General features: G+C 60.7%; 17 protein-coding genes. 12 read left to right on the top strand and 5 right to left on the bottom strand.

Annotated features, from left to right (window positions below; translation table 11 throughout):
* Window positions 1–122 precede the first annotated feature (122 nt).
* Genes ACI2KS_RS05310 through ACI2KS_RS05300 form a run of 3 tightly spaced genes read left to right on the top strand, consistent with a single transcriptional unit; the run spans window position 123 to window position 3,011 of the window.
* Window positions 123–1,247 (top strand): glycosyltransferase family 4 protein, encoded by a 1,125-nt coding sequence (locus tag ACI2KS_RS05310; protein WP_404617898.1) that lies wholly within the window; start codon window positions 123–125, stop codon window positions 1,245–1,247.
* The gene (locus ACI2KS_RS05305; protein WP_404617896.1) at window positions 1,240–2,019 is read left to right on the top strand and encodes a DUF2334 domain-containing protein; all 780 of its coding nucleotides are present in this window, start codon (window positions 1,240–1,242) and stop codon (window positions 2,017–2,019) included. The genes ACI2KS_RS05310 and ACI2KS_RS05305 overlap by 8 nt, the downstream gene beginning before the upstream one ends.
* Window positions 2,016–3,011: a YbhN family protein gene (locus ACI2KS_RS05300; RefSeq protein ID WP_404617894.1), complete on the top strand. Its 996-nt coding sequence runs from the start codon at window positions 2,016–2,018 to the stop codon at window positions 3,009–3,011. Before ACI2KS_RS05305 ends, ACI2KS_RS05300 begins: the two co-directional genes overlap by 4 nt.
* Here ACI2KS_RS05300 and ACI2KS_RS05295 read toward each other — a convergent pair.
* Both ACI2KS_RS05295 and purU read right to left on the bottom strand, forming a co-directional pair.
* The gene (locus tag ACI2KS_RS05295; RefSeq protein WP_404617892.1) at window positions 2,988–3,185 is read right to left on the bottom strand and encodes a hypothetical protein; all 198 of its coding nucleotides are present in this window, start codon (window positions 3,183–3,185) and stop codon (window positions 2,988–2,990) included. The genes ACI2KS_RS05300 and ACI2KS_RS05295 overlap by 24 nt on opposite strands.
* Before the next feature lie 138 nt (window positions 3,186–3,323).
* Window positions 3,324–4,175 carry a formyltetrahydrofolate deformylase gene (gene purU, locus ACI2KS_RS05290; protein ID WP_404617890.1) on the bottom strand — a complete coding sequence of 284 codons (852 nt, stop codon included), beginning with the start codon at window positions 4,173–4,175 and terminating at the stop codon, window positions 3,324–3,326.
* A 351-nt stretch (window positions 4,176–4,526) separates the two neighbouring features.
* On the opposite strand from purU, the gene mvaT reads away from it, so the two are divergent.
* Window positions 4,527–4,904 (top strand): histone-like nucleoid-structuring protein MvaT, encoded by a 378-nt coding sequence (gene mvaT, locus ACI2KS_RS05285; RefSeq protein ID WP_404617888.1) that lies wholly within the window; start codon window positions 4,527–4,529, stop codon window positions 4,902–4,904.
* A gap of 99 nt (window positions 4,905–5,003) precedes the next feature.
* Here the strand turns inward: mvaT and sbcB are convergent, their stop codons facing one another.
* Window positions 5,004–6,434, bottom strand: a complete 1,431-nt coding sequence (gene sbcB / locus ACI2KS_RS05280) for an exodeoxyribonuclease I (RefSeq protein WP_404617886.1) — start codon at window positions 6,432–6,434, stop codon at window positions 5,004–5,006.
* 156 nt (window positions 6,435–6,590) lie between these two features.
* On the opposite strand from sbcB, the gene ACI2KS_RS05275 reads away from it, so the two are divergent.
* The 7 genes from ACI2KS_RS05275 to ACI2KS_RS05245 all read left to right on the top strand — a co-directional run bounded on the left by ACI2KS_RS05275 (window position 6,591) and on the right by ACI2KS_RS05245 (window position 15,307).
* The gene (locus tag ACI2KS_RS05275) at window positions 6,591–7,328 is read left to right on the top strand and encodes an RDD family protein (RefSeq protein WP_404617884.1); all 738 of its coding nucleotides are present in this window, start codon (window positions 6,591–6,593) and stop codon (window positions 7,326–7,328) included.
* 13 nt (window positions 7,329–7,341) lie between these two features.
* A complete protein-coding gene (locus ACI2KS_RS05270) occupies window positions 7,342–8,322 on the top strand; it encodes a stage II sporulation protein M (RefSeq protein WP_404617883.1) in 981 nt (326 codons plus the stop codon).
* Entirely contained in the window at window positions 8,309–9,907 is a 1,599-nt protein-coding gene (locus tag ACI2KS_RS05265; protein ID WP_404617881.1) for a DUF4129 domain-containing protein, read from the top strand. Before ACI2KS_RS05270 ends, ACI2KS_RS05265 begins: the two co-directional genes overlap by 14 nt.
* On the top strand, window positions 9,904–11,121 hold the full coding sequence (locus tag ACI2KS_RS05260; protein ID WP_404617879.1) for a DUF4350 domain-containing protein: 1,218 nt from the start codon (window positions 9,904–9,906) through the stop codon (window positions 11,119–11,121). Before ACI2KS_RS05265 ends, ACI2KS_RS05260 begins: the two co-directional genes overlap by 4 nt.
* Before the next feature lie 156 nt (window positions 11,122–11,277).
* Window positions 11,278–12,801: a glycosyltransferase family 39 protein gene (locus ACI2KS_RS05255; RefSeq protein ID WP_404617877.1), complete on the top strand. Its 1,524-nt coding sequence runs from the start codon at window positions 11,278–11,280 to the stop codon at window positions 12,799–12,801.
* A gap of 29 nt (window positions 12,802–12,830) precedes the next feature.
* Window positions 12,831–13,955: an AAA family ATPase gene (locus ACI2KS_RS05250; RefSeq protein WP_404617875.1), complete on the top strand. Its 1,125-nt coding sequence runs from the start codon at window positions 12,831–12,833 to the stop codon at window positions 13,953–13,955.
* A complete protein-coding gene (locus ACI2KS_RS05245; RefSeq protein WP_404617873.1) occupies window positions 13,952–15,307 on the top strand; it encodes a DUF58 domain-containing protein in 1,356 nt (451 codons plus the stop codon). Before ACI2KS_RS05250 ends, ACI2KS_RS05245 begins: the two co-directional genes overlap by 4 nt.
* A 10-nt stretch (window positions 15,308–15,317) precedes the next feature.
* On the opposite strand, the gene ACI2KS_RS05240 is transcribed toward ACI2KS_RS05245, so the two are convergent.
* On the bottom strand, window positions 15,318–15,677 hold the full coding sequence (locus ACI2KS_RS05240; protein WP_404617871.1) for a PilZ domain-containing protein: 360 nt from the start codon (window positions 15,675–15,677) through the stop codon (window positions 15,318–15,320).
* A 314-nt stretch (window positions 15,678–15,991) separates the two neighbouring features.
* Window positions 15,992–16,366 (bottom strand): tol-pal system YbgF family protein, encoded by a 375-nt coding sequence (locus ACI2KS_RS05235; protein WP_404617869.1) that lies wholly within the window; start codon window positions 16,364–16,366, stop codon window positions 15,992–15,994.
* A 319-nt stretch (window positions 16,367–16,685) separates the two neighbouring features.
* On the opposite strand from ACI2KS_RS05235, the gene pyk reads away from it, so the two are divergent.
* Window positions 16,686–18,137, top strand: coding sequence for a pyruvate kinase (gene pyk, locus ACI2KS_RS05230; RefSeq protein ID WP_404617867.1), 1,452 nt, complete (start codon window positions 16,686–16,688; stop codon window positions 18,135–18,137).
* Window positions 18,138–18,644: the final 507 nt, after the last annotated feature.

The following is an 18,644-nucleotide window of genomic DNA, read 5'->3' as shown; positions in this document are numbered from 1 at the left end:
TCATGCCCGCTAGAGCAATGGGATGCCCCCTGCGGTACCCGTCCTGCCCAACGATTCCCGACCGAACATCTATTATTCAGAGAGGTCAACCAAGGACGAAGCACTGCGCAAAGGAGGCCATCGTGCATATTGCTGACATGACCATGTTTTACGCCCCTGCCAGCGGCGGCGTGCGTACCTATCTGGATGCCAAGCATCATCGCCTGGCGCTTTATTCCGGTGTTCGCCACAGCTTGTTGATTCCGGGTGCCGGCAGCAGCCATGCAGACGGTGTCTACCGGGTGCCCGCGCCGCCAGTGCCATTTGGCAATGGCTATCGGTTTCCCCTGCGGGCAACGCCTTGGCTGAACACCTTGCGTGATTTGCAGCCCGATCTGATTGAAGCCGGAGATCCGTACCTGACAGCCTGGGCAGCGCTGGACGCGCGCCGTCAGCTAGATGTGCCGGTGATCGGCTTCTATCACTCGGACTTGCCGCTGCTGGTCAGCAACCGCATCGGCACCTGGCTGGGCACCAACGTGGAGAACTATGTCAGTAAGCTTTATGGCAACTTCGACCGAGTCCTGGCACCGAGCACGGTCATGGCCGAGAAGCTCACCCGCCTGGGGGTGAAAAATGTTCACGTACAACCACTGGGCGTCGACCTGCAGACGTTCGATCCCGCGCACCGCGACCCCGGACTCAAAGCCGGACTGGGCCTGAATGACGACACCCGCCTGCTGATCTTTGCCGGGCGCGGTTCCAGGGAGAAACACCTGCCAGTCCTGCTGGACTGCATGAAGTTGCTCGGCACGGGCTTTCACCTGTTGCTGGTCGGTTCACACATGCCCAGCGGCGTGCCGTCCAATGTGTCGGTGATCGATCGCTTCTGCCCCGCTGCCGAGATCGCGCGTTTGCTGGCCAGCGCCGATGCGCTGGTGCATGCCGGCGACCAGGAAACCTTCGGACTGGTGGTGCTGGAGGCCATGGCCAGCGGCACCCCAGTGGTTGCGGTGGATGCTGGCGCGTTTCGCGAAATCATTCCCGACAGCTGCGGCCTGCTGTGTCCACCCAACCAGCCAAGGGCAATGGCCGCAGCGGTGCGGCAGTTGTTCAGGCAGGATGCGCCGAGCATGGGGCTCGCCGCACGCCGCCATGTCGAACGGCATTATGCGTGGGATGCAGTGGTTTGCGGCTTGCTGGGGCACTATGAGGCGGTGTTGGGCAGCAGCACCCGTGTCGACAAAGCGGCTTACGCCCATGGCTGATCCGATGAATGCCCCATGGCGCTCGGTCCTGCTGGTGCTGCATGACGTCGCTCCGCAGACCTGGCCGGACTATCGACCCTTTGTCGAGGCTGTCGATGCGCTGGGCAATGTTCCGATGACCTGGCTGGTCGTGCCGGATTTCCATAAAGCCGATTGCATCGAGCGCGCACCCGACTTCCAGCGTCTGATGCATTCGCGGTTGCAACGCGGTGACGAATTGGCGCTGCACGGGTATTACCACTGCGATGACAGCCCTGCCCCGCGTACGCCGGCGGACTACTTCATGCGCCGCATTTACACCTGGGAGGGCGAGTTTTATACCCTCGACCAGGCGCAGGCGCTGCAGCGACTGGAGGCCGGTATGCAGTTGTTTCGGCGCAACGACTGGCCGCTGCATGGCTTCGTCGCGCCGGCCTGGCTGATGAGCGAAGGCACCCGCAATGCCCTGCGTCAGCTGCCACTGGACTACACAAGTGACGCGCAACATCTGTATCGTCTGCCAGACTTTTCTCCAATCGATGCTCCGGGCATCGTCTGGAGCGCTCGCAGCGCCTGGCGACGCGGCCTGTCGAAACTCATCAGTGATCAGCGTGAGGCTCATTTGCAAACTGCCCCAACCATTCGCCTGGGCCTGCACCCGGTGGACATGCGTCACGAATTTTCCCGAGCGTACTGGCTGAACACGCTCACCCGTCTGCTCGAGGGCGGCCGCACGCCTATGAGCAAATTCACCTGGCTGCAGCAGCAACCCGCTTTCAGGTCCGCCGCGTGAAGCGACTTGTCTGGCTGGCCATAGCCTTGCTGCTTGCTCTGTTGATTCCGGTGTTCATGGGCGGTGCCGAGCTCTTTCACCGCTTGCGTCACTTTCCCCTGACCCTGCTACTGGGTATGTTCGCCATGGTCCTGGTGGGTTGGTGCATGAACACCATGCGCTTGCGCCTGCTGCTGGGTGACAGCGCCAGCGGGCTCGGTATGCGCAGGAGCCTGGGCGTGGTGATGGCCACCGAGTTCGCCTATTGCGCCACGCCCGGTGGCAGTGGCGCGCCGCTGACCCTGGTCGCGCTGTTATCGCGTAGCGGCATCGGCCCGGCAAAAAGCACCGCAGCGTTCGCCACCGACCAACTCAATGACCTGGTGTTTTTCCTCCTCGCCCTGATCGGGATCCTGATCTATGCGGTGTTCCACAAGCTCAGTGAAAACCTGGAGTGGATGCTCATCGCCAGTGCTCTGCTGATCGGTGCGGGTCTGTGTGCCTGTGCCGGGTTTGCGCGTTACCACCGGCGCATCATTCTGTTCAACGGCAAGTTGCTCAAACGTCTGAAGCGCAAGGACAGCACGCGCATTCGTTGGGCGCGCAAGCTTTTGCACTTTCGCGATGCGTTGGCGGAAACCTGGAAGATGCCTCACCGTATTTTGCTGCAGGTGTTTGCGCTGACCTGCGTTCACTGGAGCCTGCGCTACAGCGTGATGTACCTGGCGCTTCAGGGGTTGGGCGTCGACATCGACTGGGCGTGGACATTCCTGGTGCAGATGCTTTCACTCAGTGCCGGACAATTCAGCCTGTCACCCGGCGGTGCCGGTGCTGCGGAGCTGACCTCGGCCGCCTTGCTGGCCCCGATGGTGGGCAAATCGACCGCTGCGGCGGCGATTCTCATCTGGCGAATCGTGACTTACTACTTCTATCTGGTGGCCGGTGGCCCAGTGTTCCTGCTGATGGTTGGCAGGCCGCTGCTGCTCAAGCTATTGCGGGTCAAGGCTGTCTGATGGCTCGTCATCCTCGACGATGACGGCAGGCTTGAGCTGTTCCCACAATTGCGCCGCGCCTTCGAACTCGGTGCCATCCTCAGGTGACAGCGCATCCGGGTCATAACGACTGAGACAGCCTCCGCCCAGAGTCGGTGGGGCCTTGGATGTGGCTTTGTCGAGCGGGTCGGTCACAGGGTTGCCCTCTTGAATAGCTCACCCTACCTACAGGAATGAGCTTGCTCGCGATACGCTCGCATCAGGCACCTGATGTGCTGACAGACCTGTCGATATCACGAGCAAGCTGACCCCTACATGGGTTGGATGTCGAGTTTAGTCAAACACCACCGTCTTGTTGTCATGCACCAGCACACGGTCTTCCAGATGCGCACGCAGCCCGCGGGCCAATACCATCTTCTCGACATCCCGTCCGAAGCGCACCATGTTTTCGATGCTGTCGCGGTGGCTGACACGAACCACGTCCTGCTCGATGATCGGGCCTGCGTCCAGTTCTTCGGTGACGTAGTGACACGTGGCGCCAATCAACTTCACGCCGCGCAGCGACGCCTGGTGGTAAGGCTTGGCACCGACGAACGATGGCAAGAAGCTGTGATGGATATTGATGACCTGATGCGCATATTCGCGGCACAGCTGCGGCGGCAGGATCTGCATGTAGCGCGCCAGCACCACGACATCCGCTTCATGTTGTTTGACCAGACGCGACACTTCGGCGAATGCCGGCTCTTTGTCTTTGGGATCAACCGGAACATGGTAATAAGGGATGTTGTGCCACTCGACCATGCTGCGCAGGTCCTGGTGGTTGGAAATCACGCAGGCAATTTCGCAATCCAGCTCATCGCTGTGCCAGCGATGCAGCAGGTCCGCCAGGCAATGGGACTCGCGGCTGGCCATGAGCACCACGCGTTTTTTCTGGTCCGAATCGGTGATGCGCCAGTCCATCGAGAACTCTTCGGCAATCGGCTTGAACGCCTCGCGGAAACCCTCGAGATCAAAAGGCAGGGTATCGGCACGCATTTCATGACGCATGAAAAACCAGCCGCTGAGATTGTCAGAGTGATGGCTCGCTTCGGTAATCCAGCCATTGTAGGACGCCAGAAAGTTACTGACTTTGGCAACGATGCCGACGCGGTCCGGGCAAGCTATCACCAGACGAAAAGTGCGCATGTGGGAAAACTCCAGAGTACTTCGCAAAGGCGGCCATTCTAGCGATTGTCCGGCGACTCTGCAGTATTCCGATCACACTGATTTTTCGCCTGGCTGCGATCCGGATCCGATCGCAGGTAATGGTGGACTGTTCCGAGATCGCGCACGCCGTTCTGAACAAGGCGCGGACCAGGCACTAAATAGAGGCAGTGATTATGAAAGACACTCGCACTACATTTGTTTCCTGTCTGACGCATAACGCTTAGCTATTTCAAAATGCTTCAAATAAAAGTTTCCTTAAATGTTTACTTGCGCAAACGCTGTGACTATTATTGCGTCATTACGCCATGCTCATCACAACAGGTAGCCCTCATGTCCCTGATCAACGAATACCGCGCTACAGAAGAAGCCATCAAAGAACTCCAGGCGCGCCTGCAAAACCTGCAACAAGACGGTAAACTGCAAACTGAACTTGAGTTTGAAGGCAAACTGCGTTCACTGATGGGCGAATATCAGAAATCCCTGCGCGACATCGTTGCGTTGCTCGATCCTGACGCTAAAACCAAGGCCCCACGTGGCGCCGTGGTAAAACCTGCCGGCACCAAGCGTGCGCGCAAGGTCAAGCAATACAAAAACCCGCACAACGGCGAAATCATCGAAACCAAAGGCGGCAACCACAAGACGCTCAAAGAGTGGAAAGCCAAGTGGGGCGGTGATGAGGTTGAAGGCTGGGCAACTCTGCTGGGCTGATAGCCTGCAGGTTGATAGCGCCGTTGTACAACAATGTACAACCCTGAAAAACGCCAGCAGAAGCTGGCGTTTTTTATTGTCCGCTTCGGTCCCTGGAACTCACAACCCCAGCCGTTGTTGAAGTTGCAGAGAATAATCCTGCCATTGGCCGAGTACCTTCAGCTGCTCGGGTGTTGCCTTGAGCGACGAGGCTATCAGCGCCTTGGTAAAGGCCTTCAACGTGTTGGGCGCCCCCGCCTGCGGATCAGTCAGTCGCTGCTGACAGAAGGTCCTCCAGCGCTGCTGCTCTTCGGTGTTCAAGGTCTCTGCAAAGTTGCGCGCACGGTAGCGAAACAACAACTCGGGAAGGCGCGGATCATCGAACGGCCATGCTTCAGTGCCAAGTTGCTGCGGCTCGACCATACGAACCTGCTCACAAAGTCGACGATCCCGATCGTTGATAAACCCATCATATAACTGTTGTTCCGGGTCTTCGCTGCCGGCGAAGTCGTCGCTGGCATAAACCTTTTTCAACTTGTCCTGCCACAGCGCCTGGCCTTCATTGAGGCGCAGGACTCGCTCTTTATAGGCGCTGATGTCCAATTGCAGGCGCTGACGGTCCTCTTCGCGCAGTACGCTCAAAGGCGCGACTACCGGACATTTGTTTATATGCAGTAATTTCAGCGGCACCGGTAACTGGCCGTCGCCCAGATCCTCGCGACGGGTATATAAGCGCTGGCGCAAGACCTCGGCCTCTTCGTCCAACAAGGGGCTGTGATCATGAAAAAGGTCGCAGACAATCAGCGCATTGCGATTGGTCGGATGCCAGGCCAGGGGCAATACAACACTCACATAACTTCTGGCGGCGGAAAACCGTCCGGATATATGCACCAACGGCTGCAGCAATCGTATCTGTTCCTGAACCTTGTGCTTGCTGCGCAACTGATAAAGATAGTCGTAAAGCTTGGGTTGTTTATCGCGAACCAGACGTGCCAGTGCAATAGTTGCGCGGACATCGGACAGCGCATCGTGCGCCTGCCCATGATCGATACCGTTGGCTGCCGTCAGGCGTTCGAGCTTGAGCGTGACCCGCCCCTCTTCTTCCGGCCAGACGATACCCTCCGGACGCAGGGCATAGGCGGTACGCATCACGTCGATCAGATCCCAGCGGCTGTTACCGCCCTGCCACTCGCGGCCATAAGGATCGAAAAAGTTGCGGTACAGGCTGTAGCGGGTCATTTCGTCATCGAAACGCAGCGTGTTATAGCCCGCGCCACAGGTGCCGGGCTGTGCCAACTGAGCATGCACGCGGGTCATGAAATCAGCCTCGCACAAACCTTTTTCCGCAAGCCGTGCGGGCGTGATGCCGGTGACCAGACAGGCCGCCGGATGGGGCAGAATGTCATCGCTGGGCTGACAGTACAGGTTGATCGGCTCGGCGATTTCGTTGAGCTGATCATCGGTGCGTATGCCCGCGACCTGAAGGGGCCGGTCGTTACGCGGATTGATCCCGGTGGTTTCGTAGTCGTACCAGAAGATGCTGGAGGTCACGGGCTGATCCTGAACAAGAGACCGGGCAAGTCTAACAGATGGGGCTCGCTGGCCGATTGCGACAGCCCGGCCCGGCGCCATGCACATCATCCGGTTGCTTAGCTCTGCCACCGTGGCTAGCATCAGACTTTATTTCCAGGCGCACCCCTCCCGACAATGTCCCCCTCGAAAGCTTGGCCAAGGACCGCCACGCAGTCTGCGGCGCTGGACACCCGCATTCGCCTGGAAACGCCCGAAGGCATCGATCTGGCGCTGCGGCCGGCAGGTCTGTTGTCGCGCTCACTGGCGTTGGGCATCGACCTGGTGATTCGCGGCGTACTGCTGGTGGCGCTGTTTTTTCTGCTCGACGCACTCGGCGAATTCGGCGGCGGGTTGTTCGCATTGGCGCTGTTTCTGATCAATTGGTGGTACATGGTGCTGTTCGAGGTGCTTCATCAAGGCCGTACGCCGGGTAAACAGCTCATGGGCTTGCGCGTGGTTCACGATGACGGCACTCCGGTCGGTTGGTCCGCATCCTTGCTGCGTAACCTCTTGCGCTTGATCGACATGCTGCCTTTTGGCTACAGCGTGGGCGCATTCAGCTGTCTGCAGCACCCGTTGTTCAAACGCCTGGGCGATCTGGCCGCGGGCACACTGGTGATCTACAGCGATACCCCGACCCAGCGTCCGCTCTTGCCTCAGGTACCACCCTTGTTGCCCGCGCTGGCCCTGACCCTTGATGAACAACGTGCGGTGCTGGCTTTCGCCGAACGTCAACAAGGCCTTTCCCCGGCACGCGTCGAGGAGCTGGCGGCGATCCTCGTCGCCCCCTTGCAGATGCACGCGGACCCGGATCCCCAATACGCGGTCGGTCAGTTGAACGGCATCGCCCGCGGTGTGGCAGGGTCGATATGAGAAGGCATGGCCGATGAAGCAGAGCCAGTTCGAACAACGCCATCAGGACCACTGGCTGCGCTTCGCCGAGCGACTTGAGGCACTGGAGCGCAGCCGCCACAAGAACCAGGCCGGTGATGGTTTCACCGCTCAGTATCGGCAAATCTGTCAGCATCTGGCACTGGCCCAGCAACGCGGCTACAGCGCACACCTGGTCGAGCCGCTGCAACAACTTGCCATGCGCGGTCATCAGCAACTGTATCGCCACCGCAGCCAGTTCGCTGCGCAACTGCTGGGTTTCGTGCTGGCCGACTTTCCCCGCCTGGTGCGCGCCGAATGGCGACTGGTTGCGCTGGCGGCGCTGCTTTTTTTTGGCAGCCTGCTGGTCATGGGGCTTTTGGTGTACGGCTATCCGGATCTGATCTACAGCGTCGTCAGCCCCGCTCAGGTGGGCGAGATGGAAGCCATGTACGACCCTGCCGCGCGGCGCATCGGCCAAGCCGCAGAGCGCGCATCGAGCACCGACTGGCTGATGTTCGGCTACTACATCATGCACAACATCGGCATTGCCTTTCAGACCTTTGCCAGCGGCCTGCTGTTCGGTCTGGGCAGCCTGTTTTTCCTGCTCTTCAACGGTTTGATGATTGGCGCGGTGGCCGGTCATCTCAGCGACGTCGGCTTTGGCGAAACCTTCTGGCCATTCGTGGTAGGTCACGGTGCATTTGAACTGACCGCAATCGCCCTGGCCGGTGCAGCCGGGCTCAAACTTGGCTGGGCGCTGCTGGCACCCGGCGCGTTGCGTCGCGGCGAGGCGTTACGAATTGCCGCGAAAACCAGCGTGCGACTGATCGGTGGGGTGATCCTGTTTTTGCTGATCGCCGCCTTCATCGAAGCTTACTGGTCATCCATGACCTGGCCGCAGGCGACCACCAAGTATCTGGTGGGGGCCGCGTTATGGGCGCTGGTCGCGGCCTACCTGATCTTTGCCGGACGCACCGCCCATGCGCCTGACTGAGGCCACCGTGGTCATCCGTCCGCGCAATGCCTGGGAAGCCATCGACCTGGGCGTGTTGCTCGCGCGCCAGCATCGCCGCCTGCTGATGACCAGCTGGGCGATGGTGACGCTGCCAGTCTTCGCCTTGCTTTCCCTGGCGCTCTGGGACTATCCGTCCCTGGCGGTGCTGTTGTTCTGGTGGTTCAAGCCGGCCTACGAGCGGCTGGCGCTGCTGATCCTGTCGCAGGCGCTGTTCGGCGAGGCGCCGTCGCTTAAAGAAGCGCTGAAGGCATGGCCGCGGGCGCTCAAACCGCAGCTGATCGCCAGCCTGACCTGGCGTCGCTTCAGTCTGAGCCGCAGCTTCAATCTGCCGGTTCAACAGCTGGAAGGTCTGGACGGCGTGTTACGTGCACAACGCATTGCCCTGTTGGGTCAGAACAGCCTGCGTGTTGCGCGGCTGCTGACCTCCATGGGCAGCACGCTGGAGCTGTGTCTGTGGGTCGGCGCGATGGTGCTGTTCTATATGCTGATTCCCCAACAGGTCGAACTGGACTGGTCATGGCGCAGCCTGCTGAACATCGAGGGCAACTGGACCTGGCTGGAACATCTGACCAACGCTTTCTACGCGCTGGTGCTGGTGTTGTGGGGGCCGATATACGTGGCGTGCGGCTTTGCCCTGTATCTCAATCGCCGCACCACGCTGGAGGCCTGGGACATCGAACTGGCCTTCCGCCGCCTGCGCCAGCGGGTGATCGGCAGTGCCTATGCGCTACTGATCGGGATTGCCGTGGCACTGACCCTGAGCACTGCACCTTCGGGCGCGCTGGCGGACGACAGCCCAGACCCTTCGAGCTACAGCTGCCCGCTGCCGCCACTGGACCTGCCGCAGACTGACGATCAGGTCGCAGGCCCCGGCGCGGCACGCCTGCTCAGCCAACCCCTGACCAGCCAGGCCTCGCAAAGCGCGATCAAGACCGTGCTCGACAACCCGCCGTTCAAGAATCCCAGGCAGGTCTCCGGCTGGCGCCTGCCTGAACACCAACAGGGCGCAAAAACCGGCGACACGCCCGGCTGGCTGGCGAAACTGGCGGTCGGTCTGCTCAACCTCGGCAAGACCCTGTCCAGCGTGTTCGAAGCCCTGCTGTGGACGCTGATCACCCTCGGCGTAGCCTGGATCATCTGGCGTTATCGCGCCTGGCTTGGCACTTTCGTCAGCCGTGAACAGCGCAAACCGCCAATCAGGCACGCCACGCCACGGCAACTGTTCGGCCTGCAAGTGGACAGCGAAAGCCTGCCGCAGGACGTCGCCAGCGCCGCTGAACACCTCTGGTCGCAATCGCCTCGCGAAGCATTGAGCCTGCTCTACCGTGCCCTGCTCAACCGCTTGCTGACCGACTACCGGTTGCCGCTGAAAAACGCCGACACCGAAGGTCAGGTGCTGGAGCAGATCGCCACGCTCGATCAGCCCTCGCTCCATGCCTTCAGCCGTGAACTCATGCGCCACTGGCAGAACCTGGCCTATGGTCACCAGTTGCCCGCCGCTGACGTGCACGAAGCGCTGTGTGAAAACTGGCGGCGGCTGTTCGCCGACGGGGCAGCGTCATGAGCCGGCGGTTCTGGATCGGCCTCGTCGTGCTGGCGCTGGGGTGCATCGCCATTATCAGCCTGCCGCTGCTCAAACGCCTGGAGCAGTACCAGGAAGTCGTCGATCAAGGCCCGGCGCCGCAAGTCCGGGCCAACCCTTACCTGGCAGCGCAAACCTTCCTGCGCCAGCGAGGCATGTCAGTCAAGGTGATCCAGGCGCTCAACACGCTCCCCGACACTGCCCCGCAGGCACAGACCCTGATGCTGCTCGACAGCCGGGAAAAAATGACGCCGGCCGAGGTCAGACGGCTGTTGGCCTGGACCCGCGCTGGCGGACGCCTGCTGTTCGTCGCCGAGCAACTGTGGGACGAAAGCAAAGGCCGCAGCGGCGATCTGTTGCTCGACCAGTTGCAGATCCATCAATTTCTCACCCGCGACCTGCGTGAACAGGACCGTCGGCGCGAGCGAGAGCAGCTCAAACCGGTGATCCCCCTGAGCACGCCTGAACTTCAGGCACCCAAGACACCCTGGCCGGAACTGACCCGACTGTACGTACAAAATGAAAGCGACCCGGCATACATGAGTTTCGATCCGGCCTTTCATCTGGACGACCCGCAGGACCACGCCCAATCCTGGGCCAACAGCGCCGACGCCACGCACCTGCTGCAAATGGTTTATGGCAACGGGCTGATTACCGTGCTGACCGATGCCGACCTGTGGAAAACCCGCGCCATCGGCAAATACGACAACGCCTGGTTGCTGTGGTATCTGAGCCAGGACAGCGACGTAACCCTGCTGTTGCGCACTGATCACGATGATCTGTTCGGCCTGCTCTGGAGATATTTCCCGCAAGCGCTGCTGGCCCTGGCGCTGTGCCTGGTCGCCGGTCTATGGCACGCCGGCGTGCGCCAGGGTCCCTTGCAGCCTGTGGCGTCGCGGGCCCGACGGCAGCTGAGCGAGCACCTGCGCGCCAGTGCCGATTTCATGCTTCGGCGCAGAGGCCAGCACGCGTTGTTGCGCGCGTTGCAACAGGACATTCTGCGTCGCGCCCGACAACGACATCCCGGCTTCGAGGCACTGCCGGTCACCGAACAATGGCAGTTGCTGGGGCGCATGACGCGCCAGCCGACCAGCCATATCGGCCAGGCGTTACGGCCGCGCGTTGAGGAACGCCTGTCCAGCAGCGAATTCATCCGCCAAGTTGCGTACCTGCAAACGCTCAGGAATGCTCTGTGATCAGGTACTGGAAAAAGGCAGGAAGTCTGCCATATTGAAAACCCCTTAGACGTTCATAAGTACGATGCTCAATTGTGCCTGGGGGCGGCTTGACGCTCCTGATCCCGTCGATGCCGTCAGAGGGGTGGTACTCAGGCCACAGCCAGGGAGTTGATCGTGTTGTCCAAGGCGCTCTGGCTGATACCCATGCTGTTGCTCGCAAGCGTCGCTCGGCTCTATGGATCGACCGCCTCCGCCATCTGGTGCGATGAGGGCTCCAGCCTGATGATGAGCCAGTATTGGCCCTCGCTCATCTGGTTTCACAGCGCCCACGATGTCCATCCCCCGCTGTATTTTCTGCTGTTGCACTTTTGGATAAACACATGGGGGGACGGCATCTTCGCCCTCAGATTCCTGAGCGTGCTCACCGGTATTGCCACAGTGCCTTTGGGCATCTGGCTGGCCTGTTTGATCGCGAGCCGGCGTGTAGCAGTCCTGACCGGTGTGTTACTGGCATTGCTACCCATTGCGGTGCGCTACAGCCAGGAAGTGCGCATGTATTCGCTCATGGGGCTGTTACTGCTGGGTGCAACCATCGCATTGGTTCAATGGGTCAAGAAGCCTGAGTGCCGACGCTATCTGGTTATTTATGCGCTGCTGATAACGGCAGGTTTATATACCCATTACTTCACGGGTCTTTGCGTGTTGTCACACTGGTTTTATCTTGCGCTGATCCGCAATGAACCCGACCACCTGATCAAGCGGCGTGCCTGGTGGATCACCCATGGCATGATCGTTTTGCTGTATGTCCCATGGATTCCCAATCTGATCGACCTGTTCCAACACCTGCCACAGCTGAAAGAGGGAGGAGACATCGGCTGGATCCAGCCGGTGACCCTTTATTCACTGCCCTCTACCCTCTGGCAGTATCTGACCCTCACCGATGGTCTGGATCTGCACTGGCTCCCCTACTTCCTGCTGCCGCTTGCGCTGGCACTGGCGGCCGCTGCTATCTGCCGACACGACCCAAGCCCTCACAGGTTTCAAACCTTATCGGTGATCTATACCTTCCTGCCGCTGGTCGTTTTATTTCTGGTCTCGTGGGAGGTGCCGCTTCTGGTTGAACGTTATCTTACGTTCTCGGCCCTGGGCTTGCCGATCGTGGTGGCAATCGTCATTGATCGAGTCGGGCAACGTTTTCGCTATCTCGCAATGGCGCTTCTGGCGGCGATGCTGCTCACGGAATTGAGCGGTTTGCGGAATGATTACCGCGTGGAAGATGGACAGTTCGACACCTTGGTCAACCAGGTCAATCAACGATTTGTCGCGGGCGACCGTATCGTTGTGAGCGATCTGTTCTGGTACTTCAGCTATGTCTATTACAACAAGACCGGCGCGCTGCCTCTGCTGTATACGCCACAGAACGGCAATGGCGCCTCAGGGCGACCGGGCAACTACGGGTTCGGAACGCTCGTCGCGAACAAGGCCGATGCGGTTTATCTCGACAGCCTCGAGCAGTTGGGGCCAGGCCCGGGCAGGGTGTGGTTGATCAGCAGCAGCTACCCTGCGGATGACTTCCCTTCCATCCCCGGTCACTGGGTGCAACTGAATGCGATTACAGTGGGAGACACCCAGGCGCGTCTTTACAATCTTTCAACGCTTGGCAGGCCACCTTCGCTGAGCACACTGAACCAAAACTGAAAAAGTGATAGCAGGTAAGTGATCGATCTATGACAGAGAAATCGTTTTCAACCGTCAGTCAGGTTACGGAAATAACGAGCGAGCACCCGCCCGAACCGTCCAGCCGCGCCGCAAACCCCGTCGATCACAATGAATCGCCTGTCGCCGAAAGCCGGGACGGCGATGCCCATGCCGCGCCGGCCAGTAATCCGCACCAGCAGCGTCAACGCGCCATCCACCTGGCCCAGGCCGTGCGCCACGAACTGCAGAAAGCGGTGATCGGTCAGAACGCGGTCATCGACGACGTGCTGACCGCGCTGATCGGCGGCGGTCACGTCCTGCTCGAGGGTGTTCCAGGACTGGGCAAAACCCTGTTGGTGCGCGCCCTGGCACGTTGCTTTGGCGGCGAATTCGCGCGCATCCAGTTCACTCCCGACCTGATGCCCAGCGATGTCACCGGCCATGCCGTCTATGACATGCACAGCGAGCAGTTCAAGCTGCGCAAGGGCCCACTGTTCACCAACCTGTTGCTGGCCGACGAGATCAACCGCGCCCCGGCCAAGACTCAGGCGGCATTGCTCGAAGCCATGCAAGAACGCCAGGTTACGCTTGAGGGCCGTGCCCTGCCGGTGCCGCAACCGTTCATGGTGCTGGCCACCCAGAACCCCATCGAACAGGAAGGCACCTATCCGCTGCCCGAGGCCGAGCTTGACCGGTTCATGCTCAAGTTGCGCATGGATTATCCGCAGGCCGAGGAGGAACTGGACATGGTGCGCCAGGTCACCCGCTCCACCCGCTCGGACATGCTCGACGTACAACCGCTGCGGGTCCTGATGCAGGCCAGGGATGTGCAAGCGCTGCAACGCATCGCCAGCGACCTGCCGGTGGATGAACAGGTGCTCGACTATGCCGTGCGCCTGGCACGCGCCACCCGTACCTGGCCCGGCCTGACGCTGGGTGCCGGGCCCCGGGCCTCCATCGCGCTGGTCCGTGGCGGGCGGGCGCGGGCATTGTTGCGCGGTGGCGAGTTCGTGATTCCCGATGACATCAAAGGCTGTGCGCTGGCCGTGTTGCGCCATCGCGTGAGGCTGTCGCCGGAACTGGACATCGAAGGCATGTCAGTGGATCAGGTGCTCAAGCAACTGCTCGATCAGGTTCCGGCGCCGCGCCAATGAAACAACTGCTCAAGCCGGCGACACGCTTGCTCTGGTGGCTGGCTGTGCTGGCCGGTTTCGCCGTGCTGATCGGCGTGTTCCAATCACTGGGGCGCGGGCCGACCGCAAAGCTCGATGGCCTGTTCTGGGCACTGCTGTGCGTGATTGGCGCACTGGCCGCGCTGGACGCATTTTGGCTGTGGCGGCTGCCCTCGCCCCGTTTGCGACGCCACCTGCCCGGCAGCCTGGCGCTAGGGCGCTGGGGCGAGGTGCGCATCGAGGTTGAGCATGACTGGCTGCGCGCTGTGCCGCTGACGCTGTTCGATCACGGCCCTGAGGGCGCGACAAACTGCTTCGAACTGGAGCACCTGCCCCAGGACCTCCTGCTGCGTGCCCAGCGCAAGGCGCAGATCAGCTACCGCCTGCGTCCGACCAGCCGCGGGCTTTTTACCTTCGAAAGAATCGAGGTCCAGATGCGCAGCCCCTTGCGTCTGTGGCTGTCACGACGTTACCTGCCAGCCGTTGACGTGGCGCGGGTGTACCCGGACTTCGCCCGTCTGCACAACGGTCAGTTGCTGGCGGTGGACAACTGGCTCAGTCAGATCGGCGTGCGCCAGCATCAGCGAAGGGGCCTGGGCCTGGAATTCAATCAGCTGCGTGAGTTTCGCGAGGGCGACAGCCTGCGGCAGATCGACTGGAAGGCCACCGCACGGCAGCGCACCCCGATTGCCAGGGAATATCAGGACGAACGCGATCAACAGATTGTTTTCATGCTCGACTGCGGGCGCCGGATGCGCAGCCAGGACGGTGAGCTGACCCACTTCGATCACGCCCTCAATGCCTGTCTGTTGCTCGGCTACGTGGCGCTACGGCAAGGCGATGCGGTGGGCGTGTCGACGTTCGCGGCCGAGCAGGACCGTCACCTGGCGCCGGTCAAGGGCACGGCGCAGCTCAATGTGCTGCTCAATCACGTCTATGACCTGCACAGCACCCAGCAACCGGCCGACTACAGCGCAGCGATTCGTCAGGTGCTCATCAGACAGAAACGCCGGGCGCTGGTGGTGCTGGTCACCAACCTGCGTGACGAAGACGACGAGCAGTTGCTCGGCGCTGTCAAACAGCTGAGCCGGCACCATCGGGTACTGGTCGCCAGCTTGCGTGAAGAGGTTCTGGATCAACGACGACAGGCACCGGTACAGACCTGGCAGCAGGCGCTGGATTACTGCGGCACGGTGGATTTTCTCAATGCGCGGGCCGGTCTGCATGAGCGTTTGAGCGCCCACGGCATACCGGTGCTGGATGTGCGGCCCGCAGAGCTGGGGCCGCAGTTGATCAACCGTTATCTGGGCTGGAAAAAAGCCGGCACCTTATGAAGGTGCAGCTTCAGGCGGAGGCCTCCAGCGAATAGAAGCTGAAGTAGCGCTGCAACGCCTGGATCAGATGGTAGTACTCCACAGGCGCCGCCTGAAGTCTGAAGCCGGAGTCGTAAACGCGGGGCGTCTCGTCCTCCTGGCACCACAAGCAGCTGGCATTGATGTCGATGTGATACAGGCCGTTCTTGCCGTCCGGGACTTTCAGGCGCAGTTGGAAATCCGCGCCCACCAGAACCGGCAGATCGCTGATCAGCATCAGGCCCTGTTCCGAGACATTACCCAGGCAACCCAGTGGTTTATCGGTGTGCCGGTTGAACACCTGCAGGTAATACGGCAGTTGATGCCGCTCGATTCGTCTTTCGTTGAGCATTGGACACTCGCCCTGGATTGATCATTGAGCATGATCGCGCTAGTGCATTGAGATTCGGTCGCACCTGAAACTGCCCAGACGACGTAAACAAACGAATCCACCTGTTCATTACAACAGGGACGTCATCTGACTCACCAGCCGTTACCGAAGTCACTGATCCGATTATTCGATTTCGCGATAACCACGCGCTTGCGATAATCAGAGTGTCCTTCGCCACTCCTGTGATGAAATCTTAGGTCCCTACGCATCTGAGCCTAGCTCATGCTGGCGGGTCATCCACCCGAAACAGGGACCGTCCATCCAACCGGGTGTAACTAGAGTGAAGCAGGTCGCGGGATGGCAGGCGGCGCCAGGTTGTCGTGCCCCAACTGGTGCAGCGTGTCCAGGCGGGCCTGAGCCCTGAAGGCGTACTCGCTGGACGGGTACTGGCTAATGATGAACTGGTAGGTCTGGGCTGCATCCACGTATAACTTCTGGCGCTCCAGGCACTGTCCGCGCAGCATCGACACTTCCGGCTGTACATAGCGACGCGACCGGCTTTCACGGTCTACCTTTGACAGGTTGTACATCACCGCGTCGCAGTCGCCCTGGGCGTACGCACGGTTGGCGTTGTTAAGATGGCTGTTCATTGCCCAACGGGTGCAACCGCCCAGCGCCATCAGCGCCACTAATATCATCACGATTCGCATGAGAGTCTCCTGTGCTCTGCAATGTATCGGCGCATCGCGGGATTTCTTCAAGGTCGATCGTCTGCCGGCGGTCGTCGAGCCTGCGTATAAACCTCACGAGGGAGGACTACGCCAGGCATGCGCGGGCGACAACACGCAGTCCAGCCGTGCTGAGTGAGCATTTCCCGCTTGGTTTGACGCCGCATTGTCGGGCGCGGGAGTTTCTCCGCAAGCTGGGCCGATTGCCCAGTCATAACGCGACAAGGTAGTGCAAAGGAACAATGACTACAGACCAATACAGTAGTAGCCTCTCGCTGCGCTTCATTTAAGGAGTTTGTGCATGTCCGTTCGTCGCACCAAAATCGTAGCAACACTAGGCCCTGCCAGTAATTCGCCAGAAGTCATCGAGAAGCTGATTCTTGCCGGCCTGGACGTCGCCCGCCTGAACTTCTCCCACGGCACGCCCGACGAGCACAAGGCTCGCGCGAAGCTGATCCGCGACATCGCTGCCAAGAATGGCCGCTTCGTTGCGTTGCTGGGTGACCTGCAAGGCCCGAAAATTCGTATCGCCAAATTCGTCAACAAGAAGATTGAGCTCAAGGTCGGTGACAAGTTCACCTTCTCCACCAGCCATCCTCTGACCGAAGGCAACCAGGACATCGTCGGTATCGACTATCCCGATCTGGTCAAGGATTGCGGCGTAGGCGACGAACTGCTACTCGACGACGGACGTGTGGTCATGCGCGTCGACACCCAGACTGCCGACGCGCTGCACTGCACCGTGACCATCGGCGGTCCGCTGTCGGATCACAAGGGCATCAACCGCCGCGGTGGCGGTCTGACGGCACCGGCGCTGACCGAAAAAGACAAGCAAGACATCAAGCTCGCTGCCGAGATGGACCTGGACTACCTGGCCGTGTCTTTCCCGCGTGACGCCGCTGACATGGAATACGCTCGCAAGCTGCGCGACGAATCGGGCGGTACCGCCTGGCTGGTGGCGAAGATCGAACGCGCCGAAGCCGTGGCCAACGACGAAACCCTCGATGCCCTGATCCGCGCCAGTGACGCGGTGATGGTTGCCCGTGGCGACCTGGGTGTGGAAATCGGTGACGCCGAGCTGGTCGGCATTCAGAAAAAAATCATCCTGCACGCCCGTCGCCACAACAAAGCGGTAATCGTGGCCACGCAGATGATGGAATCGATGATTTCCAGCCCGATGCCGACCCGCGCCGAAGTGTCCGACGTGGCCAACGCCGTGCTCGACTACACCGACGCGGTGATGTTGTCCGCTGAAAGTGCTGCCGGCTCCTACCCTGTCGAGGCCGTGGAAGCCATGGCGCGCATCTGCGTCGGCGCCGAACGTCACCCGACCGGCAAGACCTCCAGCCACCGTATCGGTCACTCGTTCACCCGTTGCGACGAAAGCATCGCGCTGGCGGCCATGTACACCGCTAACCACTTCCCGGGCGTTAAAGCGATCATTGCACTGACTGAAAGCGGCTACACCCCGCTGATCATGTCGCGGATCCGCTCCTCGGTGCCGATCTACGCGTTCTCTCCGCACCGCCACACCCAGGCTCGTGCGGCGATGTTCCGCGGCGTCTACACCATCCCGTTCGACCCAGCCGCATTGCCGGCCGGTCAAGTCAGCCAGTCGGCTGTGGACGAGCTGGTCAAGCGCGGTCTGGTGGAGCAAGGTGACTGGGTCATCCTGACCAAGGGCGACAGCTACCACACCATCGGCGGCACCAACGGCATGAAGATCCTGCACGTCGGCGACCCAATGGTCTAAGCCTCTGCAGCGATAAAAAGCCCCGCCCCTCGAAGGAGGAGCGGGGCTTTTTTCTGGCCGTTTTTCCAGTATCGCCCTGTTACTGGCCGAGGGCCGTGTTTGATTCTGGGCGAAGGCCCGTAGGAGCGGCCTTGCCCCGCGAGCTGCCGGGCACCGGCAGTGCAAGGCGGCTCGGTGGGTCAGGCATATCGTGGTCGCAGGTTTGCTGACGCTTCGCGCCAGATCGTCGGCAAGCCAGACTCCCACGCCCTCCGGGCAGAAGCGATCGACATCTATCGCCCTCCAGATCGTTAATGCATCGGAGGGCCGTGTTTGATTCTGGGCGAAGGCCCGTAGGAGCGGGCTTGCCCCGCGCTGCCGGGCACCGGCAGTGCAAGGCGGCTCGGTGGGTCAGGCATATCGTGGTCGCCGGTTTGCTGACGCTTCGCGCCAGATCGTCGGCAAGCCAGACTCCCACGCCCTCCGGGCAGAAGCGATCGACATCTATCGCCCTCCAGATCGTTAAAC

This window comes from Pseudomonas sp. NPDC087358 (genome assembly GCF_044900785.1).
GTDB lineage: Bacteria > Pseudomonadota > Gammaproteobacteria > Pseudomonadales > Pseudomonadaceae > Aquipseudomonas.
The sequence above is the reverse complement of the archived record's forward strand: the minus strand, read 5'-3'. Positions and strand labels throughout refer to the sequence as shown.

Bases quoted from the DNA above. Each gene is read 5' to 3' on its own strand.
- ACI2KS_RS05305 (WP_404617896.1), top strand. From the start codon at position 1,240: ATGGCTGATCCGATGAATGCCCCATGGCGCTCGGTCCTGCTGGTGCTG.
- purU (WP_404617890.1), bottom strand. From the start codon at position 4,175: ATGCGCACTTTTCGTCTGGTGATAGCTTGCCCGGACCGCGTCGGCATC.
- mvaT (WP_404617888.1), top strand. From the start codon at position 4,527: ATGTCCCTGATCAACGAATACCGCGCTACAGAAGAAGCCATCAAAGAA.
- ACI2KS_RS05275 (WP_404617884.1), top strand. From the start codon at position 6,591: ATGTCCCCCTCGAAAGCTTGGCCAAGGACCGCCACGCAGTCTGCGGCG.
- ACI2KS_RS05270 (WP_404617883.1), top strand. From the start codon at position 7,342: ATGAAGCAGAGCCAGTTCGAACAACGCCATCAGGACCACTGGCTGCGC.
- ACI2KS_RS05265 (WP_404617881.1), top strand. From the start codon at position 8,309: ATGCGCCTGACTGAGGCCACCGTGGTCATCCGTCCGCGCAATGCCTGG.
- ACI2KS_RS05260 (WP_404617879.1), top strand. From the start codon at position 9,904: ATGAGCCGGCGGTTCTGGATCGGCCTCGTCGTGCTGGCGCTGGGGTGC.
- ACI2KS_RS05250 (WP_404617875.1), top strand. From the start codon at position 12,831: ATGACAGAGAAATCGTTTTCAACCGTCAGTCAGGTTACGGAAATAACG.
- ACI2KS_RS05245 (WP_404617873.1), top strand. From the start codon at position 13,952: ATGAAACAACTGCTCAAGCCGGCGACACGCTTGCTCTGGTGGCTGGCT.
- ACI2KS_RS05240 (WP_404617871.1), bottom strand. From the start codon at position 15,677: ATGCTCAACGAAAGACGAATCGAGCGGCATCAACTGCCGTATTACCTG.
- ACI2KS_RS05235 (WP_404617869.1), bottom strand. From the start codon at position 16,366: ATGCGAATCGTGATGATATTAGTGGCGCTGATGGCGCTGGGCGGTTGC.
- pyk (WP_404617867.1), top strand. From the start codon at position 16,686: ATGTCCGTTCGTCGCACCAAAATCGTAGCAACACTAGGCCCTGCCAGT.